Source organism: Pseudomonas grandcourensis, assembly GCF_039909015.1.
GTDB lineage: Bacteria > Pseudomonadota > Gammaproteobacteria > Pseudomonadales > Pseudomonadaceae > Aquipseudomonas > Aquipseudomonas grandcourensis.
Window position 1 is genome coordinate 5,804,806 of sequence record NZ_CP150919.1, and the last position, 18,314, is coordinate 5,823,119.

At 61.8% G+C, this 18,314-nt stretch carries 17 protein-coding genes; 8 read left to right on the top strand and 9 right to left on the bottom strand.

All coding sequences use genetic code 11. From position 1 onward, the window contains the following. Positions 1 to 16: 16 nt before the first annotated feature. Positions 17 to 1,618: a 5-guanidino-2-oxopentanoate decarboxylase gene (locus tag AABM52_RS26040; protein ID WP_347909019.1), complete on the bottom strand. Its 1,602-nt coding sequence runs from the start codon at positions 1,616 to 1,618 to the stop codon at positions 17 to 19. Positions 1,619 to 1,894: 276 nt separating this feature from the next. On the opposite strand from AABM52_RS26040, the gene AABM52_RS26045 reads away from it, so the two are divergent. Next, the gene (locus tag AABM52_RS26045) at positions 1,895 to 3,013 is read left to right on the top strand and encodes a succinylglutamate desuccinylase/aspartoacylase family protein (protein ID WP_347909021.1); all 1,119 of its coding nucleotides are present in this window, start codon (positions 1,895 to 1,897) and stop codon (positions 3,011 to 3,013) included. A gap of 40 nt (positions 3,014 to 3,053) precedes the next feature. Here AABM52_RS26045 and AABM52_RS26050 read toward each other — a convergent pair whose 3' ends face one another. Further along, positions 3,054 to 4,163, bottom strand: coding sequence for a DUF2817 domain-containing protein (locus AABM52_RS26050; RefSeq protein ID WP_347909023.1), 1,110 nt, complete (start codon positions 4,161 to 4,163; stop codon positions 3,054 to 3,056). 166 nt (positions 4,164 to 4,329) lie between these two features. Here AABM52_RS26050 and ggt point away from each other — a divergent pair, with 166 nt between their 5' ends. Continuing rightward, positions 4,330 to 6,162: a gamma-glutamyltransferase gene (gene ggt / locus AABM52_RS26055; RefSeq protein WP_347909025.1), complete on the top strand. Its 1,833-nt coding sequence runs from the start codon at positions 4,330 to 4,332 to the stop codon at positions 6,160 to 6,162. A gap of 73 nt (positions 6,163 to 6,235) precedes the next feature. On the opposite strand, the gene ddlA is transcribed toward ggt, so the two are convergent. Further along, positions 6,236 to 7,330, bottom strand: coding sequence for a D-alanine--D-alanine ligase (ddlA, locus tag AABM52_RS26060; protein ID WP_347909027.1), 1,095 nt, complete (start codon positions 7,328 to 7,330; stop codon positions 6,236 to 6,238). 165 nt (positions 7,331 to 7,495) lie between these two features. Between ddlA and AABM52_RS26065 the strand changes: the two genes are divergently transcribed. Both AABM52_RS26065 and AABM52_RS26070 read left to right on the top strand, forming a co-directional pair. Then, positions 7,496 to 8,305, top strand: a complete 810-nt coding sequence (locus AABM52_RS26065; RefSeq protein ID WP_347912691.1) for an AraC family transcriptional regulator — start codon at positions 7,496 to 7,498, stop codon at positions 8,303 to 8,305. Between the two features lie 76 nt (positions 8,306 to 8,381). Then, complete coding sequence (locus tag AABM52_RS26070) at positions 8,382 to 8,750, top strand: cupin domain-containing protein (protein WP_046041843.1); 369 nt, start codon at positions 8,382 to 8,384, stop codon at positions 8,748 to 8,750. A gap of 12 nt (positions 8,751 to 8,762) precedes the next feature. Here AABM52_RS26070 and AABM52_RS26075 read toward each other — a convergent pair whose 3' ends face one another. The 3 genes from AABM52_RS26075 to AABM52_RS26085 form a co-directional block, all read right to left on the bottom strand. Next, complete coding sequence (locus AABM52_RS26075) at positions 8,763 to 9,362, bottom strand: flavin reductase family protein (RefSeq protein ID WP_347909029.1); 600 nt, start codon at positions 9,360 to 9,362, stop codon at positions 8,763 to 8,765. A 106-nt stretch (positions 9,363 to 9,468) separates the two neighbouring features. After that, complete coding sequence (locus AABM52_RS26080) at positions 9,469 to 10,785, bottom strand: PAS domain-containing methyl-accepting chemotaxis protein (protein ID WP_347909031.1); 1,317 nt, start codon at positions 10,783 to 10,785, stop codon at positions 9,469 to 9,471. Between the two features lie 117 nt (positions 10,786 to 10,902). Beyond that, positions 10,903 to 12,216, bottom strand: coding sequence for an MFS transporter (locus AABM52_RS26085; RefSeq protein WP_347909033.1), 1,314 nt, complete (start codon positions 12,214 to 12,216; stop codon positions 10,903 to 10,905). Positions 12,217 to 12,417: 201 nt separating this feature from the next. On the opposite strand from AABM52_RS26085, the gene AABM52_RS26090 reads away from it, so the two are divergent. The 3 genes from AABM52_RS26090 to AABM52_RS26100 all read left to right on the top strand — a co-directional run bounded on the left by AABM52_RS26090 (position 12,418) and on the right by AABM52_RS26100 (position 15,775). Continuing rightward, entirely contained in the window at positions 12,418 to 13,836 is a 1,419-nt protein-coding gene (locus AABM52_RS26090) for a TIGR00366 family protein (RefSeq protein WP_347909035.1), read from the top strand. 95 nt (positions 13,837 to 13,931) lie between these two features. Continuing rightward, on the top strand, positions 13,932 to 15,104 hold the full coding sequence (locus AABM52_RS26095; protein WP_347909037.1) for a hypothetical protein: 1,173 nt from the start codon (positions 13,932 to 13,934) through the stop codon (positions 15,102 to 15,104). Positions 15,105 to 15,250: 146 nt separating this feature from the next. Further along, on the top strand, positions 15,251 to 15,775 hold the full coding sequence (locus AABM52_RS26100) for a lysine methyltransferase (RefSeq protein WP_347909039.1): 525 nt from the start codon (positions 15,251 to 15,253) through the stop codon (positions 15,773 to 15,775). 6 nt (positions 15,776 to 15,781) lie between these two features. On the opposite strand, the gene can is transcribed toward AABM52_RS26100, so the two are convergent. Next, positions 15,782 to 16,426 (bottom strand): carbonate dehydratase, encoded by a 645-nt coding sequence (gene can, locus AABM52_RS26105; protein WP_347909041.1) that lies wholly within the window; start codon positions 16,424 to 16,426, stop codon positions 15,782 to 15,784. Between the two features lie 168 nt (positions 16,427 to 16,594). Between can and AABM52_RS26110 the strand changes: the two genes are divergently transcribed. Next, positions 16,595 to 16,987, top strand: a complete 393-nt coding sequence (locus tag AABM52_RS26110) for a serine kinase/phosphatase (protein ID WP_347909043.1) — start codon at positions 16,595 to 16,597, stop codon at positions 16,985 to 16,987. A 45-nt stretch (positions 16,988 to 17,032) separates the two neighbouring features. On the opposite strand, the gene rimI is transcribed toward AABM52_RS26110, so the two are convergent. Both rimI and AABM52_RS26120 read right to left on the bottom strand, forming a co-directional pair. After that, the gene (gene rimI, locus AABM52_RS26115; RefSeq protein WP_347909045.1) at positions 17,033 to 17,485 is read right to left on the bottom strand and encodes a ribosomal protein S18-alanine N-acetyltransferase; all 453 of its coding nucleotides are present in this window, start codon (positions 17,483 to 17,485) and stop codon (positions 17,033 to 17,035) included. Next, positions 17,478 to 18,224, bottom strand: coding sequence for an energy transducer TonB (locus AABM52_RS26120; RefSeq protein WP_347912692.1), 747 nt, complete (start codon positions 18,222 to 18,224; stop codon positions 17,478 to 17,480). The genes rimI and AABM52_RS26120 overlap by 8 nt, the downstream gene beginning before the upstream one ends. Positions 18,225 to 18,314 lie beyond the last annotated feature (90 nt).

An 18,314-nucleotide genomic window follows, 5' to 3' on the forward strand; every position in this document is an offset into this window, starting at 1 on the left:
GTTCACTCCTAACGGTTCAGGCAGACAGGAAAGCGGCGGCGTCCAGTTCCAGCAGAATCGGTTGACGGGTGTGGACCTGGCTGGCAAGTACCTCGCGCAACTGCTCAAGGCTGCTAATGCCGATGTGGGCGACGTGGCAGGACTTGGCCAATGCGGCAAAGTCCGGTGGCAGGATGTCCACGCCCAATGGGGGAATATCGCGGTTGGTCATGTAGTCGCGGATTTCGGCATAGCAGTGGTTGTTCCACAGCACCACGATCACCCCCAACTCCGCTTCACGGGCAGCGATCAGTTCGGCACTGGAGAACTGCACGCCACCATCGCCGACCACCGCCACCACGGGACGATCAGGCGCGGCGAGCTTGGCGCCGATGGCCGCCGGCAAGCCGTAACCCAAGGTGCCAAAGCCTGTGCCGGCGTTGAACCAGCTGTTGGCTTGCGGGGCGCGATAACCCAGCGCGCCCTGATACACCGGCTGGGTCGAATCGCCGACCACGATCGGTGCGGGCAGGCTGTCGCGCAGGGTGTCGAGCATCTGCTGCATGATGTTCTGCTTGCTGCTCCAGCCGGACCGTTCGGCAGCATTGACCTGTGCTACACGCTGATGGGCCCAGTCGCTGGCGCAAGCTTCAGGCACTGCCGTCAGGAGCGCTTGCAGCCCTTGCCCGGCATCGCCCAGCAAGCCCACGTCGGCGCGAGCCGCCCCCAGGATCTGCAAGGGATCGATGTCCAGGCGAATCAGCGGCGCATTAAGTGACAGCGGCCCCAGACCGAAGAAGTCGTAATCGGTTTCCCCCAATTCGGTACCGACCGCCAATACCACGTCGGCTTCGGCAAACAGTGCACGGCCATGAGCCGACGACTGAACCCCGTCGAGCAACAGCGGGTGCTCCGGCGCCAGCAGGCCACGGGCATTGGTGGTCAGGGCGACCGGCGCCTGCAACTTTTCCGCCAGCGCCTGCACCAGCGGGCCTGCGCCTCGGGCGCCGCCACCGGCGAGGATCAACGGCTTGCGCGCCGCCGCCAGCAGTTTCACCGCCGCCGCAATATTCGCCGCCGCCGGCGCCGGGGCTTGCGGCAAGGTACGTGGGCGCAGGTCGAGGTTGTCGGCCGGAATTTCCAGCACGTCCAACGGAATTTCGATGTGCACTGGACGCGGGCGGGCACAGCCGAACAGTGCGAAGGCGCGGGCAAGCACTTCCGGCAATTCATCGGGCCGCTGCAAGGTATGGCTGAAGGCGCAGACCCCGGCGACCACTGCACGCTGGTCGGGCATTTCATGCAGGTAGCCGTGGCCCAGGCGTTGATGTTCGCGGCGGCTGGTGGTGGAAATCACCAGCATCGGCACCGAGTCGGCGTAGGCCTGGCCCATGGCGGTGAGGATGTTTGTCATGCCGGGGCCGGTAATGATAAAGCACACGCCGGGCTTGCCGCTGGCACGGGCATAGCCGTCCGCCATGAAGCCTGCACCCTGTTCGTGACGCGGGCTGATGTGGCGCAGAGAACTGCCGTGCAGCCCGCGATAAAGCTCGACCGTGTGCACACCGGGAATGCCGAACACCGACTCCACGCCGTAGCCTTCAAGTAACCGGACGAGCGCCTGGGCACAACTGGTCATGCGAGCACCTCTTTATTCTTATTGGGAATTCCAGGCTCACAGAGACCTGAACCGAGGGCCCTAGTATTGGTGACGAAACGATTACATCAATCGAAATAAATTTGCGTCACTGTCAAATTTTATTGAACGGTCTTATGGCGCATTTGGACGTTTCACTGCCGGTCAATGGATCATTTTGCTCACCAGTGACGGGCAAATTATTCGATTGTTGGGGCCACTCATTTTCATAAAGATGGAAACTTCGGCACTTGCCCCCTCTGTCTCAAGGAACGCTTTATGCGCGTCGAGCATCAGCCCCTGTTGACCCGCAACCCCTGTACCCAGCGGCACCTGATCAGCGTCCATTACGGCCAGCCCGGACGCGCCGGCAAGGTTTATCTGCAAGCCAGCCTGCACGCCGACGAATTGCCCGGCATGCTGGCGCTGCATCACCTGCGTGGAATGCTCGACAGTGCCGAGGCTCGCGGACAGATCCTCGGGGAGATCGTGCTGGTCCCCATCGCCAATCCGATTGGCCTCGAACAGACCTTGATGCACGACGCGATGGGGCGTTTCGATTTCAACAGCGGTGAGAATTTCAATCGCCGTTATCCTGATTTGGCCGAGACGATCAGAGATCGGTTGGCCCATGAACTGACCGGGGATGCCGATGCAAACCGGCAGATCATTCGGCGCGCCATGGCCAGTGCCCTGAAACAGATCCGCCCGACCAGCGAGATCGACTCGATGCGCCAGGCACAATTGCTGCTGGCCCACGACGCCGATTTCGTCCTCGACCTGCATTGCGATGCCCAGGCCGTGGTTCACCTGTATGCAGAAACGCCCTGTTGGTCGCAGATCGAACCGCTGGCACGCTACATCGGCGCACAGGCCAGCCTGCTGGCCAGCGGTACGGGCGCTGGCTCGTTTGACGAGGCATGCGGTCAACCCTGGTGGCGTCTGGCCGAAGCGTTTACCGGACGCTTTCCAATCCCTTCCGGCTGCGTCGCCTCCACCGTCGAGTTACGCGGCGAAGCGGATGTCGATCATGCATTGGCCCGCGTCGATGCCGCCGCCCTCTACGCCTTCCTGCAACACCGGGGCATCCTCGCCGGCACACCGCCGCCGATGCCAGCCCTGCTCCAGCCCGCGACACCCTTCGATGGCTCACTGACCTTGCGCGCCCCCTGCGCCGGGCTCGTGGTGTTCCTGCACAAACCCGGCGCGTGGATCGAGCGTGATGAGCCGGTGGTGCACGTCATAGACCCCATCACTGGCGCTACGCAGGTTGTATGCAGCTCCACCCGTGGCGTGATGTACATGCGCAGTGCGATTCGCTTTGCGGCGGCGGGGGTTGAATTGTGCAAAGTGGCCGGGGCTACGGCACTCGAAGGCGGTGTGATGGTTTCGGCGTGATGGCGCGCGTGCCGCGCGGCCATCGAGCCACTGAGGGGTGTCAGTTGCGAACCGTCGGTAATGCCGACAACGCCCGCTCCCAGATCTGCCAGGTGCGCAGCCAGACCATCGCCTGCCAATCGCTGTCGGCGGGATAGAACTGCTCGAGCAGATTCAGCTTGATCTCGCGCCCTGTTGCGTCATTCGGGTTGCCGTGCAGATGCAGCCAGTGATCATCGCGCAGATGACGGTGAACCTCCGGCCCCGGATAAGTCCCGCACTCGATGACAAACGGCATCAGCCGCACCTGCGGCAGCGCATTGATCAGCGCCTGCGAGGTATAGCCGGTGGCCGTTGCCGCCACACCGGTTTCGCTCAGGGTGTCGGCACCGGTTTGCAGGCTGTAGAGCCACGGGCCATAAATCGCCTGCGCATCCGCCAGCGCCGGATAGGCGGACTCGGTGATGGTCAACAACATCGGATGACCGTACTCGCCAGCGCCCGTGTGCAAGTCGAAACACATGGCGACCTCGGCATGGGCCACGTGCTTCTGCACGATCTCGTGCAACGTGCGGTTCGACCAGCTCGGCGCCAGCCCGCCGAAAAACAGGCCGTCGGGATGAGCATGCTGACCGCCCTCGACAATCGACATGACCGCCGGCCAGCCGTGCAGGCGAATCTGCTCGTCGAGCAAGGCATCGGCACGATCACGCTGCGGACCTTGCAACTGCGGGCAGGCATAGATTTCATGCAGGGCGTTGTAGGCCCGGTTGTCTGGCAGCGGTCGCTGGAAATCCAGGTGATTGCGGTTCAGGTCGATATTGTCTTCGTTGACCCGGCGCAACCACGCCATGCCCCAAGGGTTGATGGCATGGATCATGACCACGGCGACATCCGTTGGCAGGGAACGCTTGCCCAACTCCTGCAGCCATTTGATCTGGCAGCCCGAGCCGTAGAAGCCTTCGACCCCATGAGTGCCGCTCAACGCGATCAGCAGGCGCTTGGCGCCCGGATCCCCCAGCACCGCCACATCGGTACCCAGGGCTTCGCCGAACGGTCCTTTGAGCGGGTGTGGGTATTCCGTCAGCGTTGCGCCTGCCGTGGTCGCAGCGGCCAGGAACTGTTCACGCTGGGTGCGATAGCTGGACTGGGTGGGGAACTCGGTATGCATGTCTGCCTCTTGTTGATTTTCCGGCCTGCCTGTTGGCAACGACCCTACAGAAAATCCCGCCATTGATGAAGGACAAAAACGTCGGTGCCGCAGGACTCGGTTTGCGTCCCTCCCGGTCGGCCGATAAAGTCGGCTGATCGTAGATCCAACGGACGGAGTACCCCACGTGTTCTCAACCTTTCCTTTGCGCCGCTATCGCCTGCCAGCCCTGGTTCTGCTCGCCAGCGCCTTGACCCTTACCGCATGCAACAACGCTTCAGTCCCGACGCTGCCACTCGCTCCGGAAAGCGCTTCCGGCTTCCGCACCGACCTGAAAACTCAACACGCCGAGAAATACATGGCAGCGGCAGCCAACCCGCTGGCGGCCGAAGCCGGGCGGGAGATGCTGCGCCGGGGCGGCTCGGCCATCGACGCGGCGATTGCGATGCAAGCAGTGTTGACGCTGGTCGAGCCACAGTCTTCGGGCATCGGTGGCGGTGCATTGATCGTACTCTGGGATGGCAAGGCCGTGCGCACCTACGACGGGCGTGAAACCGCCCCGGCCGGCGCTACCGAGAAGCTTTTCCTGCAAGCCAATGGACAACCGATGGGGTTCACCCAGGCGCAGATTGGCGGCCGCTCGGTGGGCACACCCGGCGTGCTGCGCGCCCTGGAACTGGCCCATCAAAAACACGGACGCCTGCCCTGGGCGCAGCTGTTTGAACCAGCCATCCGGCTCGCCGAACAAGGCTTCGCCATTTCGCCACGCCTGCACCAGTTGATCGCCGCGGATTCGTCCATGCCGCGCTCAGCGGAAATGATGGCTTACTTCCGTAATGCCGATGGCAGCCCAAAAGCCGTCGGCACAAACTTGAAGAACCCGGCACTCGCCGCCGTGTTCAAACGCATCGCCCATGAAGGCCCGGATGCCCTGTACAAAGGCCCGGTCGCCGAGGAAATCGCAGCCAAGGTGCAGGGTCACGCGAACCCCGGCAGCCTGTCCCTGACCGACCTCGCCAACTACCAGGCCAAGGAGCGCGCGCCGCTATGCACCGACTACAAGCGCTGGCAAGTCTGCGGCATGCCGCCGCCGTCATCGGGGGGGATCGCCGTGGCGCAGATCCTCGGCACGCTGCAAGCCCTGGAGACTCGCGATAAACGCCTGGCGCTGGCACCGCTGAAGCCGGTTAAAACCACAACCCCGGCCGGTATCGAGCCCGACCCGCAAGCGGTGCACCTGATCGCTGAAGCCGAACGCCTGGCCTATGCCGACCGCGCTCAGTACGTCGCCGATACCGACTTCGTGCCCGTGCCGGTCAAGGGCCTGGTCGACCCGGCCTACCTCGCCAGCCGCGCCGCCCTGATCGGCGAACGCAGCATGGGCACGGCCAGACCCGGCACGCCGCCGGGCATCCGGGTGGCCTATGCGCCGGACCGTTCGCCGCTGCGGATTTCCACCTCGCAAGTGGTGGCCGTCGATGACGCCGGCGGCGCCGTGTCGATGACCACCACCATCGAGTCGGCGTTCGGCTCGCACATCATGGTTCAGGGCTTCATGCTCAACAACGAGATGACCGACTTCTCGTTCATCCCCGAGGAAAACGGGCAAAAAGTCGCCAACCGCGTCGAGCCCGGCAAACGCCCGCGCTCCTCCATGGCCCCGACCCTGATCTTCGACCGCCAGAGCGGCGAGTTCCTCGCCACCGTCGGCTCCCCAGGCGGCTCGCAAATCATCGAATACGTGGCCAAATCCACCATCGGCCTGCTCGACTGGAACCTCGATGCCCAAGCCGCCATCAACCTGCCCAACTTTGGCAGCCGCAACGGCCCGACCGAACTGGAACAGGGACAGTTCAGCCCGACGCTGATTCAGGCGCTGAAAGACAAAGGGCACAGCGTGAGCGAGATCGACATGACCAGCGGGACCCAGGCGATTGTTCGGGTCAAGGACGCCCAAGGGAAAGCGTCGCTGACAGGCGGGGCCGATCCGCGGCGTGAAGGGCAAGCGTTGGGGGATTGAGTCGTACATGGGGATGAGAAAGGGCTTACCGGTGGGTAGGCCCTTTTTATGTACAAGCGAAAATCAGCAGCGCTTATCGACTGATCTTCAACCCCTGCCGAACCTGGTGCTTTTCCTGCGCCAGCTCGATCAGTCGCGTCACCAGTTCGCTGTAGGTCATGCCGGTGGCCTGCCACAGTTTCGGGTACATGCTGATGCGAGTGAAGCCGGGCAGCGAGTTGATTTCATTGATCAGCACTTCGCCGCTGTCGATCAGGAACACGTCGACACGGGCCAGGCCGGAGCAGCCCAGTACCTGGAACGCTTCGACGGCCAGGGCGCGAATGCGCTCGCTGGCTTCGACGCTGATATTGGCCGGCACCACCACTTCAGCAGCCGTGTCGTCGATGTACTTGCTGTCGTAGGAATAGAACCCGCTGCGCACCACGATCTCGCCGCAGCCACTGGCGATGGCGTCTTCGTTGCCGAGCACCGCGCACTCAATCTCGCGGCCGCTGACGGCAGACTCGATCAACACCTTGGTATCGAAACTCAAGGCCAGTTCCACCGCAACGATGTACTCAGCCTCGTCGGTGACCTTGCTCACACCCACGGAGGAGCCCTGGTTCGCCGGTTTGACGAACAGTGGCAAACCCAACTTGCCCCGCACCTCGGCAAAACCGGTGCGCGCCGCCGTGGCGCGGGTCAATGTCACGAACGGCGTCACCGCCAGGCCGGCATCGCGCAGCAGGCGCTTGCTGATGTCCTTGTCCATGCACACGGCCGAGCCGAGCACATCGGAGCCGACAAACGGCAGATCGGCCATGCGCAGCAAGCCTTGCAGGCAACCGTCTTCACCGAGGGTGCCGTGGACAATCGGGAAGATCACATCGACGTGACCAAGCATTTCCTGGCTGGAGGTTTCCACCAGTTGCTGACTGGCTTTGCCCGGCACCACGGCCAGTTCGCGATTGGACTGATTGAGGGCGATCAGCGCCGGGTTTTCCTGGTTCAGCAAAAAGTTGGAAGGGTCATTGAGGTGCCAATGGCCCTGTTTGTCGATGCCGATCAGCACCGGCTCGAAGCGTGAACGATCCAGCGCATCGACGATGTTTTTCGCCGACTGCAACGACACCTCATGCTCGGCCGAACGGCCTCCGAAAATGATCCCCACACGCAATTTGCTCATGACTTGGCCTCATCCTGACAAATAAAAAACGACCTGTAGCGAATGCGCCCCACAGTGCAGTATTTGCCCTTGGTTTTCTAGCGGGCATGCCGCCATCCGATCAGAAGACAGGGAACCGCTGGCTGAGTTACCGTGTTGCACATCAAACTCAAGACAATCATCACCATGGCCAAGCGTCCGCCTCGCAATGACTGGTTCCTTCGCGCGCCCGATGTCGGCGGGCTGCAGCGTTTCGAGGCGTTTTTTGCCGGCCATGGCTACGACCTTCACCGCCACGACACCTATGCCATCGGCCACACCCTGGCCGGGGTGCAGAGCTTTCAGTATCGCGGCGGCTGGCGTCACAGCCTGCCGGGCGCAACGATCGTGCTGCACCCGGACGAAGCCCACGATGGCGAAGCCGGCACCGAGTCCGGATTCCAGTACCGGATGATGTACATCGAACCGGCGCTGATCCAGCAGATGCTCGGCGGGCAGGCGCTGCCGTTCATCAAGACCGGGCTGTCGAACGATCCCCGCCTGTTCGCCGCCACGGGCGCGTTGCTGCGCAGCCTGGATTGCCCGCTCGATCCACTGGAAGAGCAGGATGCGCTGTTCGATCTGGCGCAAGCCATGAGCGCGGTTTCCGGTGCGCCGGGCAAACGCTCGGGTTTCGATTACGTGGCCGCGCAGCGTGCGCGGGAATACATCCACGGCGCCCTGGATCGCACCGTGACCCTGGATGAACTGGCGCAGCACAGTGGTCGGGATCGCTGGAGCCTGTCCCGGGATTTTCGCCTGTTGTTCGGTACCAGCCCCTACCGCTACCTGACCATGCGCCGCCTGGACTTGGTCCGTGCGCTACTGATTCAGGGTCAGAGCCTGGTCAGCGCCGCGCTGATCGCAGGCTTCACCGACCAGAGCCACATGACGCGGCAATTTCGCAAAACCTACGGCCTGTCACCGGCCCGCTGGATGAACATGCAGCGCCGTTGAGCCACGCACAATCGTACAAGAAGGACGTTGAGTCGCTGGCTATCGTGGGTATACCAACCACCGCGAGAGCTGTTTCATGAACGCTTACGAAAGCCTGAACTTCGCTGAAAAAATCAGCCGGATCGATTCCCACTGGTCGCCCCGGGTCATCGCCGAAATGAACGACTACCAGTTCAAGGTGGTGAAGCTGCTGGGGGACTTTATCTGGCACGACCACCTCGATACCGACGAAACCTTCATCGTGCTCGAAGGCCGGTTGCGCATCGATTTTCGCGATGGCCACGTGCTGGTGAACGCCGGGGAAATGTACGTGGTGCCCAAAGGCGTCGAACACAAGCCCTGTGCCGAGCAGGAGGTAAAACTTCTGCTGATCGAACCCAAGGGCGTACTCAACACCGGCAGTGAAGGTGGTGAACGCACAGCCGAGAATGATGTGTGGATTTAAGCGTTGACCGGCTCAAGCCTGCAAAGTCTTGCCGTCCACCGGCTCGCCAATGGTCAGGAAATGCCCGCCCGCCACGTGGTGCAAGGTGCGCAAGGCATCTTGCCCTTCGAAGTGCCAGCGCCCTTCGCTGAACACACGTTCGTCTGCCTGTGCGGCAATCACTTCGGCCAGGAACAGATCGTACTGCTGGTGATTGTTCGGCTCCGGCAACAGGCGACATTCCAGCCAGGCCACGCAGCCTTCGAGCATCGGCGCATCGACCGACTCGCCAGTGAAGGTCTGCAAGTCGTAGGTCTCAAACTTGTCGCGCCCCTGGCCTTGGGTCAATTCCAGGCCGGAGGTCGAACCGACGGTCTGCACAATGTCGGCCTGGGCAGCGCACGGAACGTTCAGCACAAAAGTGCCCGAGGCTTCCAGCAACTGGCGAGTCCAGGTGGACTTGTCCAGCACCACGGCAATTTTCGGTGGTTCGAAATCCAGCGGCATGGCCCAGGCGGCCGCCATGATGTTGCGCTGGCCACCGTGGGCTGCGCTGACCAGCACAGTCGGGCCATGATTGAGCAGACGATAGGCCTTGGACAAGGGAACCGGTCGGCGATGGGAAACGCTCATGGATGTCTGCTCCTGGGGAAAAGAGCCGATTGTAACGGGATAAAACACGCTGAAATGAAAAGATCGCCAATGGCGATCTTTTCATTCGGCGGGCAGAACGCGGGGCTCAACTCACCAACTGATTGGCAAACTGCCCCACCGCGTTGACCACTTTCTGCGCGCCGTCCTGGATCTCGACAATCACCGTACCCGCTTCCGCCGCCAGCGCCAGGCCCTGTTCGGCCTGAAGTTTGCCATCGGTCATCAGGGCCACGGCGTTGCGCGCCATGTCCTGATTCTGCCGCACCACAAGGACGATTTCGTCCGTGGCCTGGCTGGTGCGCGAAGCCAGTTGCCGAACCTCATCCGCGACCACGGCAAAGCCACGCCCCTGCTCGCCCGCACGCGCCGCTTCGATGGCCGCGTTGAGCGCCAGCAGGTTGGTCTGTTCGGCAATGCCGCTGATGGTTTTGACAATGGTACCGATCACCAGCGATTGCTCGTTCAGGGCCTCGATGCCATCACCGGCGGTTTGCATATGCCTGGCCAGATCGCGCATCACGTCCACGGCCTGGGTCACCACAGCGTTACCGCGCTGGGCGCTTTGGTCGGTTTGCTGCGAGGTGCTGTAGGCGATGTTGGCGGCCTCGGCGACGGCCTGTTCCTGATTGACCTGATCGGTAATCACCGTGGCGAACTTCACCACTTTGTAGAGCTTGTTGTTGGCATCGACCACCGGGTTGTAGGACGCCTCCAGCCAGACCGTACGACCATGGCTGTCGACACGTTTGAAACGCTCGGCCACGTACTCGCCCGTGTTCAGGCGACGCCAGAAATTCTGATACTCGGCACTGTTGTACTCCTCCGGCAGGCAGAACATGCGGTGATGCTTACCCTTGATCTGCGCGAGGCTGTAACCCATGCCACTGAGGAAGCGGTCATTGGCCGTCAGCACGTTGCCGTTGAGGTCGAATTCGATCACCGCCGTGGAGCGCACCAGTGCGCCGATCAGGTTCTCGTGTTCGCGGGAGGCCTCGATGGTGCGGGTCAGGTCGCTGGAGAAAATCGAAAAATGCCTGATCCGCCCATCCGCCGAGCGCACCGGTTGCAGGATCGAGCGCAACCACGCTTCCTGGCCGTTACCGCGCAACAGGCGCACTGCGCCGGCGAAGTGTTCGCCACGGGTCAGCGCGTTCTTGAAACGCAGCTGGAATTCATCGGATTTCACGTGATCCGGGACCAACTCGTCGATGTGTCGGCCAATCAGGTCGCCGCTCTTGTACTGCATTTCGCCAAGGAAGTTCTGATTGACCGACTGAACCCGTCCATCGCTGTCGAGGGTCAGCACCAGCATCTCGCTTTCCAGGCTTTCCTTCACTTGCTGAAGGCTGGAGAGTTCTTCACGAAGAGCCGACAGCTCCTGCTTCAAGCGTTTATTGAACATGGGAAAGCACCGATGGACAGGGGTAGAAAGCGATATGCAGCCTAACCATCGGCCTTGGAAACATTTACTTAAGCGTGTTTCAGGTTTGTCCTACAAAAATAGTTGTGATGCGCACAATCAATGCGCGCCAGCAGTGGAACAGCCTGCGATTCTCGGCATCCGTGCACCGAAATAAGCCGCGCTGCCCACGCCCACGACCCCCATCACCGCACTGAACATCACGCAGATCCACGGACTCCACGGCATCAGACCGATCAACAGCAGCGGTGTGACACTCGCCCACGCGGCGTAGGCAATGTTGTAGGTGAACGAGATACCCGAGACGCGAATCCGCGCCGGGAACAGGCTGACCATCACCGATGGCACCGCGCCGACCACCCCGCAGGACAGCCCTGCCACGGCGTAGGCCAGGCCGATCCAGTCGCCGCCCGTGATCAGGCAGGCATACAGCACGCCGATGCCCAGCGGCAGCAGCAGGCTATAGAGCATCACTGTGCGCCAGGCGCCGATGCGGTCGACCAGCAGCCCGGCGAGCACGCAGCCGATGTTCAAGAACACGATGCCCAGTGCGCTCAAGGCGAAGGTATGGCTGGCGGTCATGCCAAAGGTTTTCTGCATCATGGTCGGGGTGATGACCACGAACACCACCACGGCCGAGGTCAGCACACAGGTGAGAATCATCGCCGGCAAAATGGCCAGGCGATGCTCGCGCAAGACCGTGCGCAGCGGCAGTTCGCCAGCCGCCTCGCGTTGTGTCTGCATGGCCATGAACACCGGGGTTTCGCTGAGCCAGCGACGCAGCCAGACGCCAATCACACCAAACACGCCGCCGAGCAGAAACGGGTAGCGCCAGGCGTAATCGAGGATTTCCGCCGGGGTGAATGCCTGCGCCAGGAAGGTCGCGGTCAATGCGCCGATCAGATAGCCGAAGGTCAGCCCCGCCTGCAAGAATCCCAGGGCATAGCCGCGATGGGCGATGGGCGCGTGCTCGGCGACGAATACCCAGGCACTGGGCACCTCGCCGCCCACCGCCGCGCCCTGGAGGATGCGCAGGGCCAACAGCAGCAAGGGAGCGAAATAACCGATTTGCGCATAGGTCGGCATGATCCCGATCAGCAGGCAGGGCAACGCCATCATCAGGATGCTCAGGCTGAAGACTTTCTTGCGCCCCAGACGGTCGGCGAAGTGCGCCATCAGGATGCCACCCAGCGGTCGCGCCAGGTAACCGGTGACGAAGATCCCGAAGCTTTGCAGCAGGCGCAGCCACTCGGGCATTTCCGGCGGGAAGAACAACTGGCTGAGGGTCAGGGCGAAAAACACGAAGATGATGAAGTCGTAGATTTCCAGCGCCCCGCCGAGGGCGGCGAGCCCGAGGGTCTTGTAGTCCGAGCGGTTGAACGGCGTCGGGCGCGAATCGGTGTTGGCAGTCATGAAAAAGAACTCTGGCACAGGCAAAAACCAAGGCGCCCATGGTCTACGCAAACGCACCGGCGGACAACCCGTTAGACCAAAGTCCCATAGCCACGAAACAGCCCCGCAAAAAACCTCGGTTTGAATTAATGTTGGTGTCTGTCCAGACGGGCGGTTACTGCCCCGAAGACCACAACAAACATAAAAATCCGAGGTACCCCCGTGGCCGCTGATATCGAAGATAGCCGCTCCGCCCGCTTTGCCCTGCGCTGCTCAAGTTTTGCCGAACGCTGGTTTCCCGACTCCTGGGTGTTTGCTGCCCTGGCGGTGATTATCGTGGCCCTGGCCACCATGGCGATGGGGGCCAAGCCCACCGATGCTGCGATGGCCTTTGGTGATGGCTTCTGGAGTCTGATCCCCTTCACCATGCAGATGGCCTTCGTGGTGATCGGCGGTTATGTGGTCGCCAGTTCGCCCCCGGCGGTGAAGCTGATTGACCGTCTGGCCAAACTGCCGAAAAACGGCCGCTCCGCCGTGGCCTGGGTCGCGTTGATTTCGATGGTCGCGTCGTTGCTGAACTGGGGCCTGTCCCTGGTGTTCGGTGGTTTGCTGGTGCGCGCCCTTGCCCGCCGTACCGACCTGAAGATGGACTATCGCGCCGCTGGTGCTGCCGCCTATCTGGGGCTTGGCGCGGTGTGGGCCTTGGGCCTGTCGTCGTCCGCAGCACAGTTGCAGGCCAACCCGGCGAGCCTGCCGCCGTCCATTCTGTCGATCACCGGGGTGATTCCATTCACGCAGACGATCTTTCTCTGGCAGTCCGGCGTGATGCTGCTGGCCTTGATCGTCATTTCGCTGATCATTGCCTACGCCACCGCCCCTGGTCCGAACTCGGCGCGTGATGCCAAGGCCTGCGGCGTCGATCCGAGTTTCAACCTGCCGCCGCTACAACCGCGCACCCGTCCCGGCGAATGGCTGGAATACAGCCCGCTGCTGATGATCCTGCTGGTGCTGCTGGCCGGTGGCTGGCTGTTCCACGAGTTTGCGACCAAACCGGCGATCAGTGCGATTTCCGGGCTGAACACCTACAACTTCCTGTTCATCATGCTCGGCGCCCTGCTGCACTGGCGCCCGCGCAGCTTTCTGGACGCCGTGGCCCGCGCAGTGCCGACCACCACCGGTGTGTTGATCCAGTTCCCGTTGTATGGCTCGATCGCGGCGTTGATGACCACGGTCAAGGGCGCCGATGCGCAGACCCTGGCGCACCACATCTCGACCTTTTTCGTCAGCATTGCCTCCCACGACACCTATGCCCTGCTGATGGGCGTGTACTCGGCGATCCTCGGCTTCTTCATTCCGTCCGGTGGCGGCAAGTGGATCATCGAAGCGCCGTACGTCATGCAGGTGGCCAATGACCTGAACTATCACCTGGGCTGGGCGGTACAGATCTACAACGCCGCCGAAGCCTTGCCGAACCTGATCAACCCGTTCTACATGCTGCCGTTGCTGGGCGTGCTGGGGTTGAAGGCGCGGGACCTGATCGGCTTCTCGTTCGTGCAGTTGCTGGTACACACGCCACTGGTGCTAGTGTTGTTATGGGCACTGGGGACGACGCTGGCGTATTTGCCGCCGGTCATGCCGTAACCATAAAAAAGGGCCGATATTGATATCGGCCCTTTTTGTTTCGCCCTGTCTGTTTCAGTAACTGCTGGTCTTAATACGCTGAAAAGGATCTGAGCATGTTCAAACTCGCGGCACTCACTCTCTCGGCCCTCACCCTGAGCACAACCGCCCACGCCGATGTCAATTTGAAGCTGGGCAGTACCGAGCGCGTTACCCGTCTCTTCGCCTATCCCAACAACTGCAACGTGATCTGCTTTCGCAACTGGACGCTTGAGCAAACCGTCGAGCATTACCTGACCCAAAGTGTGCAGCGTGATGGCTACGGCGACGCGAAGGTTCTGGTCAAGACAGACAATGGTCAGCTCCACGCAGAAATCATCGGTGTGCCCGACGGCTATGAAAAACCATTGGCAGCGCTGCTCGACGCCGGTGACCTGGCCTACAACGGCGCCAGCAAGCTGAATGCCGATGGCAAGTGGGCGTACAGCTGGTATCTGTTCCTGCCGCTGGGCATGGCCCTGGAAAACCGAAAAAGCGTCGAACTGCTGCACTTCCCTCCAGACTATTCGCTGACCCAGGCCCAGGATTACCTGAGGTCCGCCACTACGGATCGCTGGGCCACGCTGCTGACCGCCAACGGCATCCCGGCCGGGCAGACGCCGGGCTACCAGACGATCATCGACATCGCCCCGATTGCCGCGCCGTCCAACGCGGGCAAGGACCTCGAAGGCGTCTACGGCTACTTCAAGGATTACCAGACCACCATGGTCAAGGAAGTCAGCCTGAACGCCAGCGGCGCAGCCCTGCCGATGGTCGCCTTCGGTACACCGGTGCGTAACTGGATCAAAGAGCAATACGGGCAGACGGTGAACGTGTTGAGCCTGGTCCAGATCACCCCGGACAACGGCGTGAAAGTCCCCGTGTTGGGCTCCAACCACCCAAGCTACATTTGGTATGCCGCCGATCCGGCCAGCTACACCGGCAGTGACGCCCAGGCCAAAGCTGATGCGGCAGGCCTGAAAGTCATGGGCCAGGATTTGAGTGCTGCGTGCTGGCAGGCCACCATGGGCCGCCAACCGGACAGCAATCCGGATCTTGAGCTCAATACCTGCAGGCAAACCTGGCAAGTGGCCCAGAAAGAAAAAACCTGCGAGCTGTTCTACACCTCGATCCGCAACCTGTCCCCCCAGCAGGCTGTGGGTAAATGCGCGACAGCTTCGATCGTGTCCCAGCTTAAGCAGCTCAAGGCCCCGGCGCCAGCCACGGCAAAGCCTGCTCCGCCGTTGTAATCCGATGAACGGCGGTCACATCTGTCACTTATGACAGTAGACCGCCCGTAGTAACTGCGAGAGGCTTGGGCTGAATCCATGTGCTGCCTTGCTGACAGGACCGTCGGCGCAAGGAAGTCGCAGCACCCTAGCAGACAGGGATCGTTATGAAAGCTCACGCCCCTCAACTAAAACACCCACAACCGCCGCAAGGTGTTTACCCCTTTTCGGAGCTGCCCGTCCGCCTGGGATTTCCTTCCCTGGCCGACTTCGAAATCATTGAAAACGCCAAGGGTGAAGCCACGGCTGTTGCCGCACGGCGCGAATTCCCGCGAATCACTCGTCTCTGCCGGGCGTCGGGGCACTTGCTGCCCTATCGCTGTCGGCATACCCGCCAGCTCGCCCCCGGCGTGCACGTCTATGACCCGCGTTTCTGCGGGCTGTTGCGACACTCTTGCGACCCCAATGTCTTTCTGGACTTGAGCGAGTTGTGGTTATGGACGCTGAAGGACATCAGCAAGGGCGACTGGCTGACCATGGACTTCGCCGCCAGCGAAGACAAACTGCAACGCCAATTCGCCTGCCAGTGCGGCTCATACGAGTGCCGTGGCTGGATTACCGGCTACGATGAAGAGCCGAACGCCGACGGCCAGCTGTTTTTGCAACAGTGGCGTCGGCGAAGTCTGTATTGAAGGGTTTTACAGAGGTTCGAACGGACGCAGGCGGTACTGCGGCGGCAGTTGCTCGAAACCGCTGATGGTCGCGTTCAGGCTCTTCCAGCGGCCATCCTTGATGCCGTAGATGCAGCCGTGGATCGACAGGCTCTGCCCGCGGTGCCAGGCGTTTTGCACAATACTGGTATGCCCGACGTTGGCCACCTGCTGGATCACGTTGAGCTCGCAGAGGCGGTCGACGCGCTCCTCTTCGGTAGCGTATTTGGCCAGTTCTTCGCGTTTTTCATAATAGAGATCGCGAATCGAACGCAGCCAGCCGTCGATCAGGCCGAACTGGCGATCTTGCATCGCCGCACGCACACCGCCGCAGCCATAGTGGCCGGTGACCAGGATGTGTTTGACCTTGAGTACATCGACCGCGTACTGAATCACCGACAGGCAGTTCAGGTCCGTGTGCAGCACGACGTTGGCCACATTACGGTGTACGAACAGATCGCCCGGCAGCATGCCGACGATCTCGTTGGCCGGCACCCGGGCGTCGGAACAACCGATCCACAGGAACTCAGGGGTCTGTTGGCGAGCCAGCTTGGCGAAGAAGTCAGGATCTTCCTCTTTGATCGCAGCGGCCCAACGCTCGTTGTTATCAATCAGATCTTGTAATTCGTTCATGCTTTGAAGCCTCAAGAATGATGCGCAGCTTTGACTGACAACCGTCCGTCGGGGTCACGCGCGAAATGCAGATGCTCTCCTGATCCGGTACTCGGGGCTCCATGCCGGTGGAATTCTCGGTAGCCACGAGGGTCAACCGTAGTAAGGCCTACAGTATGAGGAATTGCCATGAATGATTCACGACGTCCGTACGATGCGGTGCAACCGGAACCCGTCGACGACAACGAAGACCGCATGGGCTCGGTGCGTGAGCTGGATTTCGACACCGAAGAACCCAGCGCCAGAATCGGTGACGAACTGCCGGAAAAGGAGCGCGAGCAACGGATGCCGCGCCAGCGCGGACGCGAATCGGGCCTGACCGGTGACCATCAACCGACCGACGACGACCTGAGCCCGGAAACCCTGATCCGTGAAGACGGTGCCCGGGATGCCCATGAGGCGGGCAATGACAGCCGCGCGGATTGGGACCTGAGCATCGTCGACGAGGACGATATCGGCGGTGGCAATGGCCTGGATGAGGCTGAGTTGGCGCGGCGCGATCCGCTAGACAAAAAACGTTGATCCTGTGGCGAGGGAGCTTGCTCCCTCGCCACAATGGATGACGCTTCAATCCACCAAAGTGCAGGCCATGACCACCGCATCTTCGCGCCCGCCCACCGCCGGATAGTAATCCCGACGCCGGCCGATCTCGTTGAAACCATAGCGCTCATACAGCCTGAACGCCGCGGTATTGCTGTCGCGCACTTCCAGGAAACACTCCCGCGCGTCGGCCTTGTAGGCAATCGACATCAAATGCTCAAGCAAAGTCAGCCCCAGGCCACGGCCCTGGTTTTCCGGCTTGACCGTGATGTTCAGCAGGTGTGCCTCGTCGAGGATGAGCTGCACCACACCGTGGCCGACCTGCTGCTGACCTTCGAACATCAGCCAGATCTGATACTTGCCCAGGCCATCGAGGAAAATCCCGCGGGTCCACGGGTGGCTATAGGCCGCGTATTCGATTTTCAGTACAGTTTCCAGGTCCGCCTCGGTCATCGGGCGAAACGATACAGCGTCACTCATTCGATTCTTTCCAGCGCGCCATCAGCCGACGCATGGCTTGCCAGACATCAGCCTTACGCTGTGGCTCTTCCATTAATAATTCCAGGCCCGGCACCGCCCAGGCCGAGCCCAGGCCTTCGATCTGCAACTCGCGATTGAACGCCTCGGCATCCGCTTCGCCGGCAAATCGCACCGCAGGCAGGCCGATCAGCCACAAGCAGGCGCAGGGCGTTTCTTCCATGCGCACCGAGAGAAAACCTTGCACGAAATCGCGGGCTGCTTCCGGGCCCTGATCCATCGTGCCACGCACCAGCAGCGGCCAACGCACCGGCTCACCGACGATCTGCGGGCTGTCCGGCAGACCGGCGGCGCGCAGCATGTCCTTGAGCAGCAGATAGGCAGGATCGCGAGTCTGGAAGGGTTCGCCTGTGGGTAACTCCACCAGCAGCAGGCAACGCCCGGCCCGCAGCAACTGCAGGGCGAAACGCGGTGGCGGCACGATAGGTGCCTTGACCACGGCTGGCGTCTCTTCGGCCTCTTCCACCGGTTTGGCCCCGGTGCGGGTGCTGGCCAGCGATGGCCGTGGCACCTCGATCTTCGCCCGCTCGGCGGGTTTGACCACCGCTGCCACGGGCACTTCAGCCACAGGCGTCGGTGCAGCAGGCGCCACAACCTCGGGCTCTGGCATGTCCAGCAGCTCGGGCCGCGACGGCGCAGCAAAGGGCAATTCGGTGCGCGGCAGCCAGTTGACCACCTGCATGGCGGCCAGATAAGCGCGACGACGGGACTCGATAAGCAAAGGTCGGCCACTTGTGGATAACTAAAGTGCGCTGATTCTACCGCCGTTCGC

Coding starts and splice junctions, on each gene's coding strand:
- AABM52_RS26040 (WP_347909019.1), bottom strand. CDS start 1,618: ATGACCAGTTGTGCCCAGGCGCTCGTCCGGTTACTTGAAGGCTACGGC.
- AABM52_RS26045 (WP_347909021.1), top strand. CDS start 1,895: ATGCGCGTCGAGCATCAGCCCCTGTTGACCCGCAACCCCTGTACCCAG.
- AABM52_RS26050 (WP_347909023.1), bottom strand. CDS start 4,163: ATGCATACCGAGTTCCCCACCCAGTCCAGCTATCGCACCCAGCGTGAA.
- ddlA (WP_347909027.1), bottom strand. CDS start 7,330: ATGAGCAAATTGCGTGTGGGGATCATTTTCGGAGGCCGTTCGGCCGAG.
- AABM52_RS26065 (WP_347912691.1), top strand. CDS start 7,496: ATGGCCAAGCGTCCGCCTCGCAATGACTGGTTCCTTCGCGCGCCCGAT.
- AABM52_RS26070 (WP_046041843.1), top strand. CDS start 8,382: ATGAACGCTTACGAAAGCCTGAACTTCGCTGAAAAAATCAGCCGGATC.
- AABM52_RS26075 (WP_347909029.1), bottom strand. CDS start 9,362: ATGAGCGTTTCCCATCGCCGACCGGTTCCCTTGTCCAAGGCCTATCGT.
- AABM52_RS26080 (WP_347909031.1), bottom strand. CDS start 10,785: ATGTTCAATAAACGCTTGAAGCAGGAGCTGTCGGCTCTTCGTGAAGAA.
- AABM52_RS26085 (WP_347909033.1), bottom strand. CDS start 12,216: ATGACTGCCAACACCGATTCGCGCCCGACGCCGTTCAACCGCTCGGAC.
- AABM52_RS26095 (WP_347909037.1), top strand. CDS start 13,932: ATGTTCAAACTCGCGGCACTCACTCTCTCGGCCCTCACCCTGAGCACA.
- AABM52_RS26100 (WP_347909039.1), top strand. CDS start 15,251: ATGAAAGCTCACGCCCCTCAACTAAAACACCCACAACCGCCGCAAGGT.
- can (WP_347909041.1), bottom strand. CDS start 16,426: ATGAACGAATTACAAGATCTGATTGATAACAACGAGCGTTGGGCCGCT.
- AABM52_RS26110 (WP_347909043.1), top strand. CDS start 16,595: ATGAATGATTCACGACGTCCGTACGATGCGGTGCAACCGGAACCCGTC.
- rimI (WP_347909045.1), bottom strand. CDS start 17,485: ATGAGTGACGCTGTATCGTTTCGCCCGATGACCGAGGCGGACCTGGAA.
- AABM52_RS26120 (WP_347912692.1), bottom strand. CDS start 18,224: ATGCAGGTGGTCAACTGGCTGCCGCGCACCGAATTGCCCTTTGCTGCG.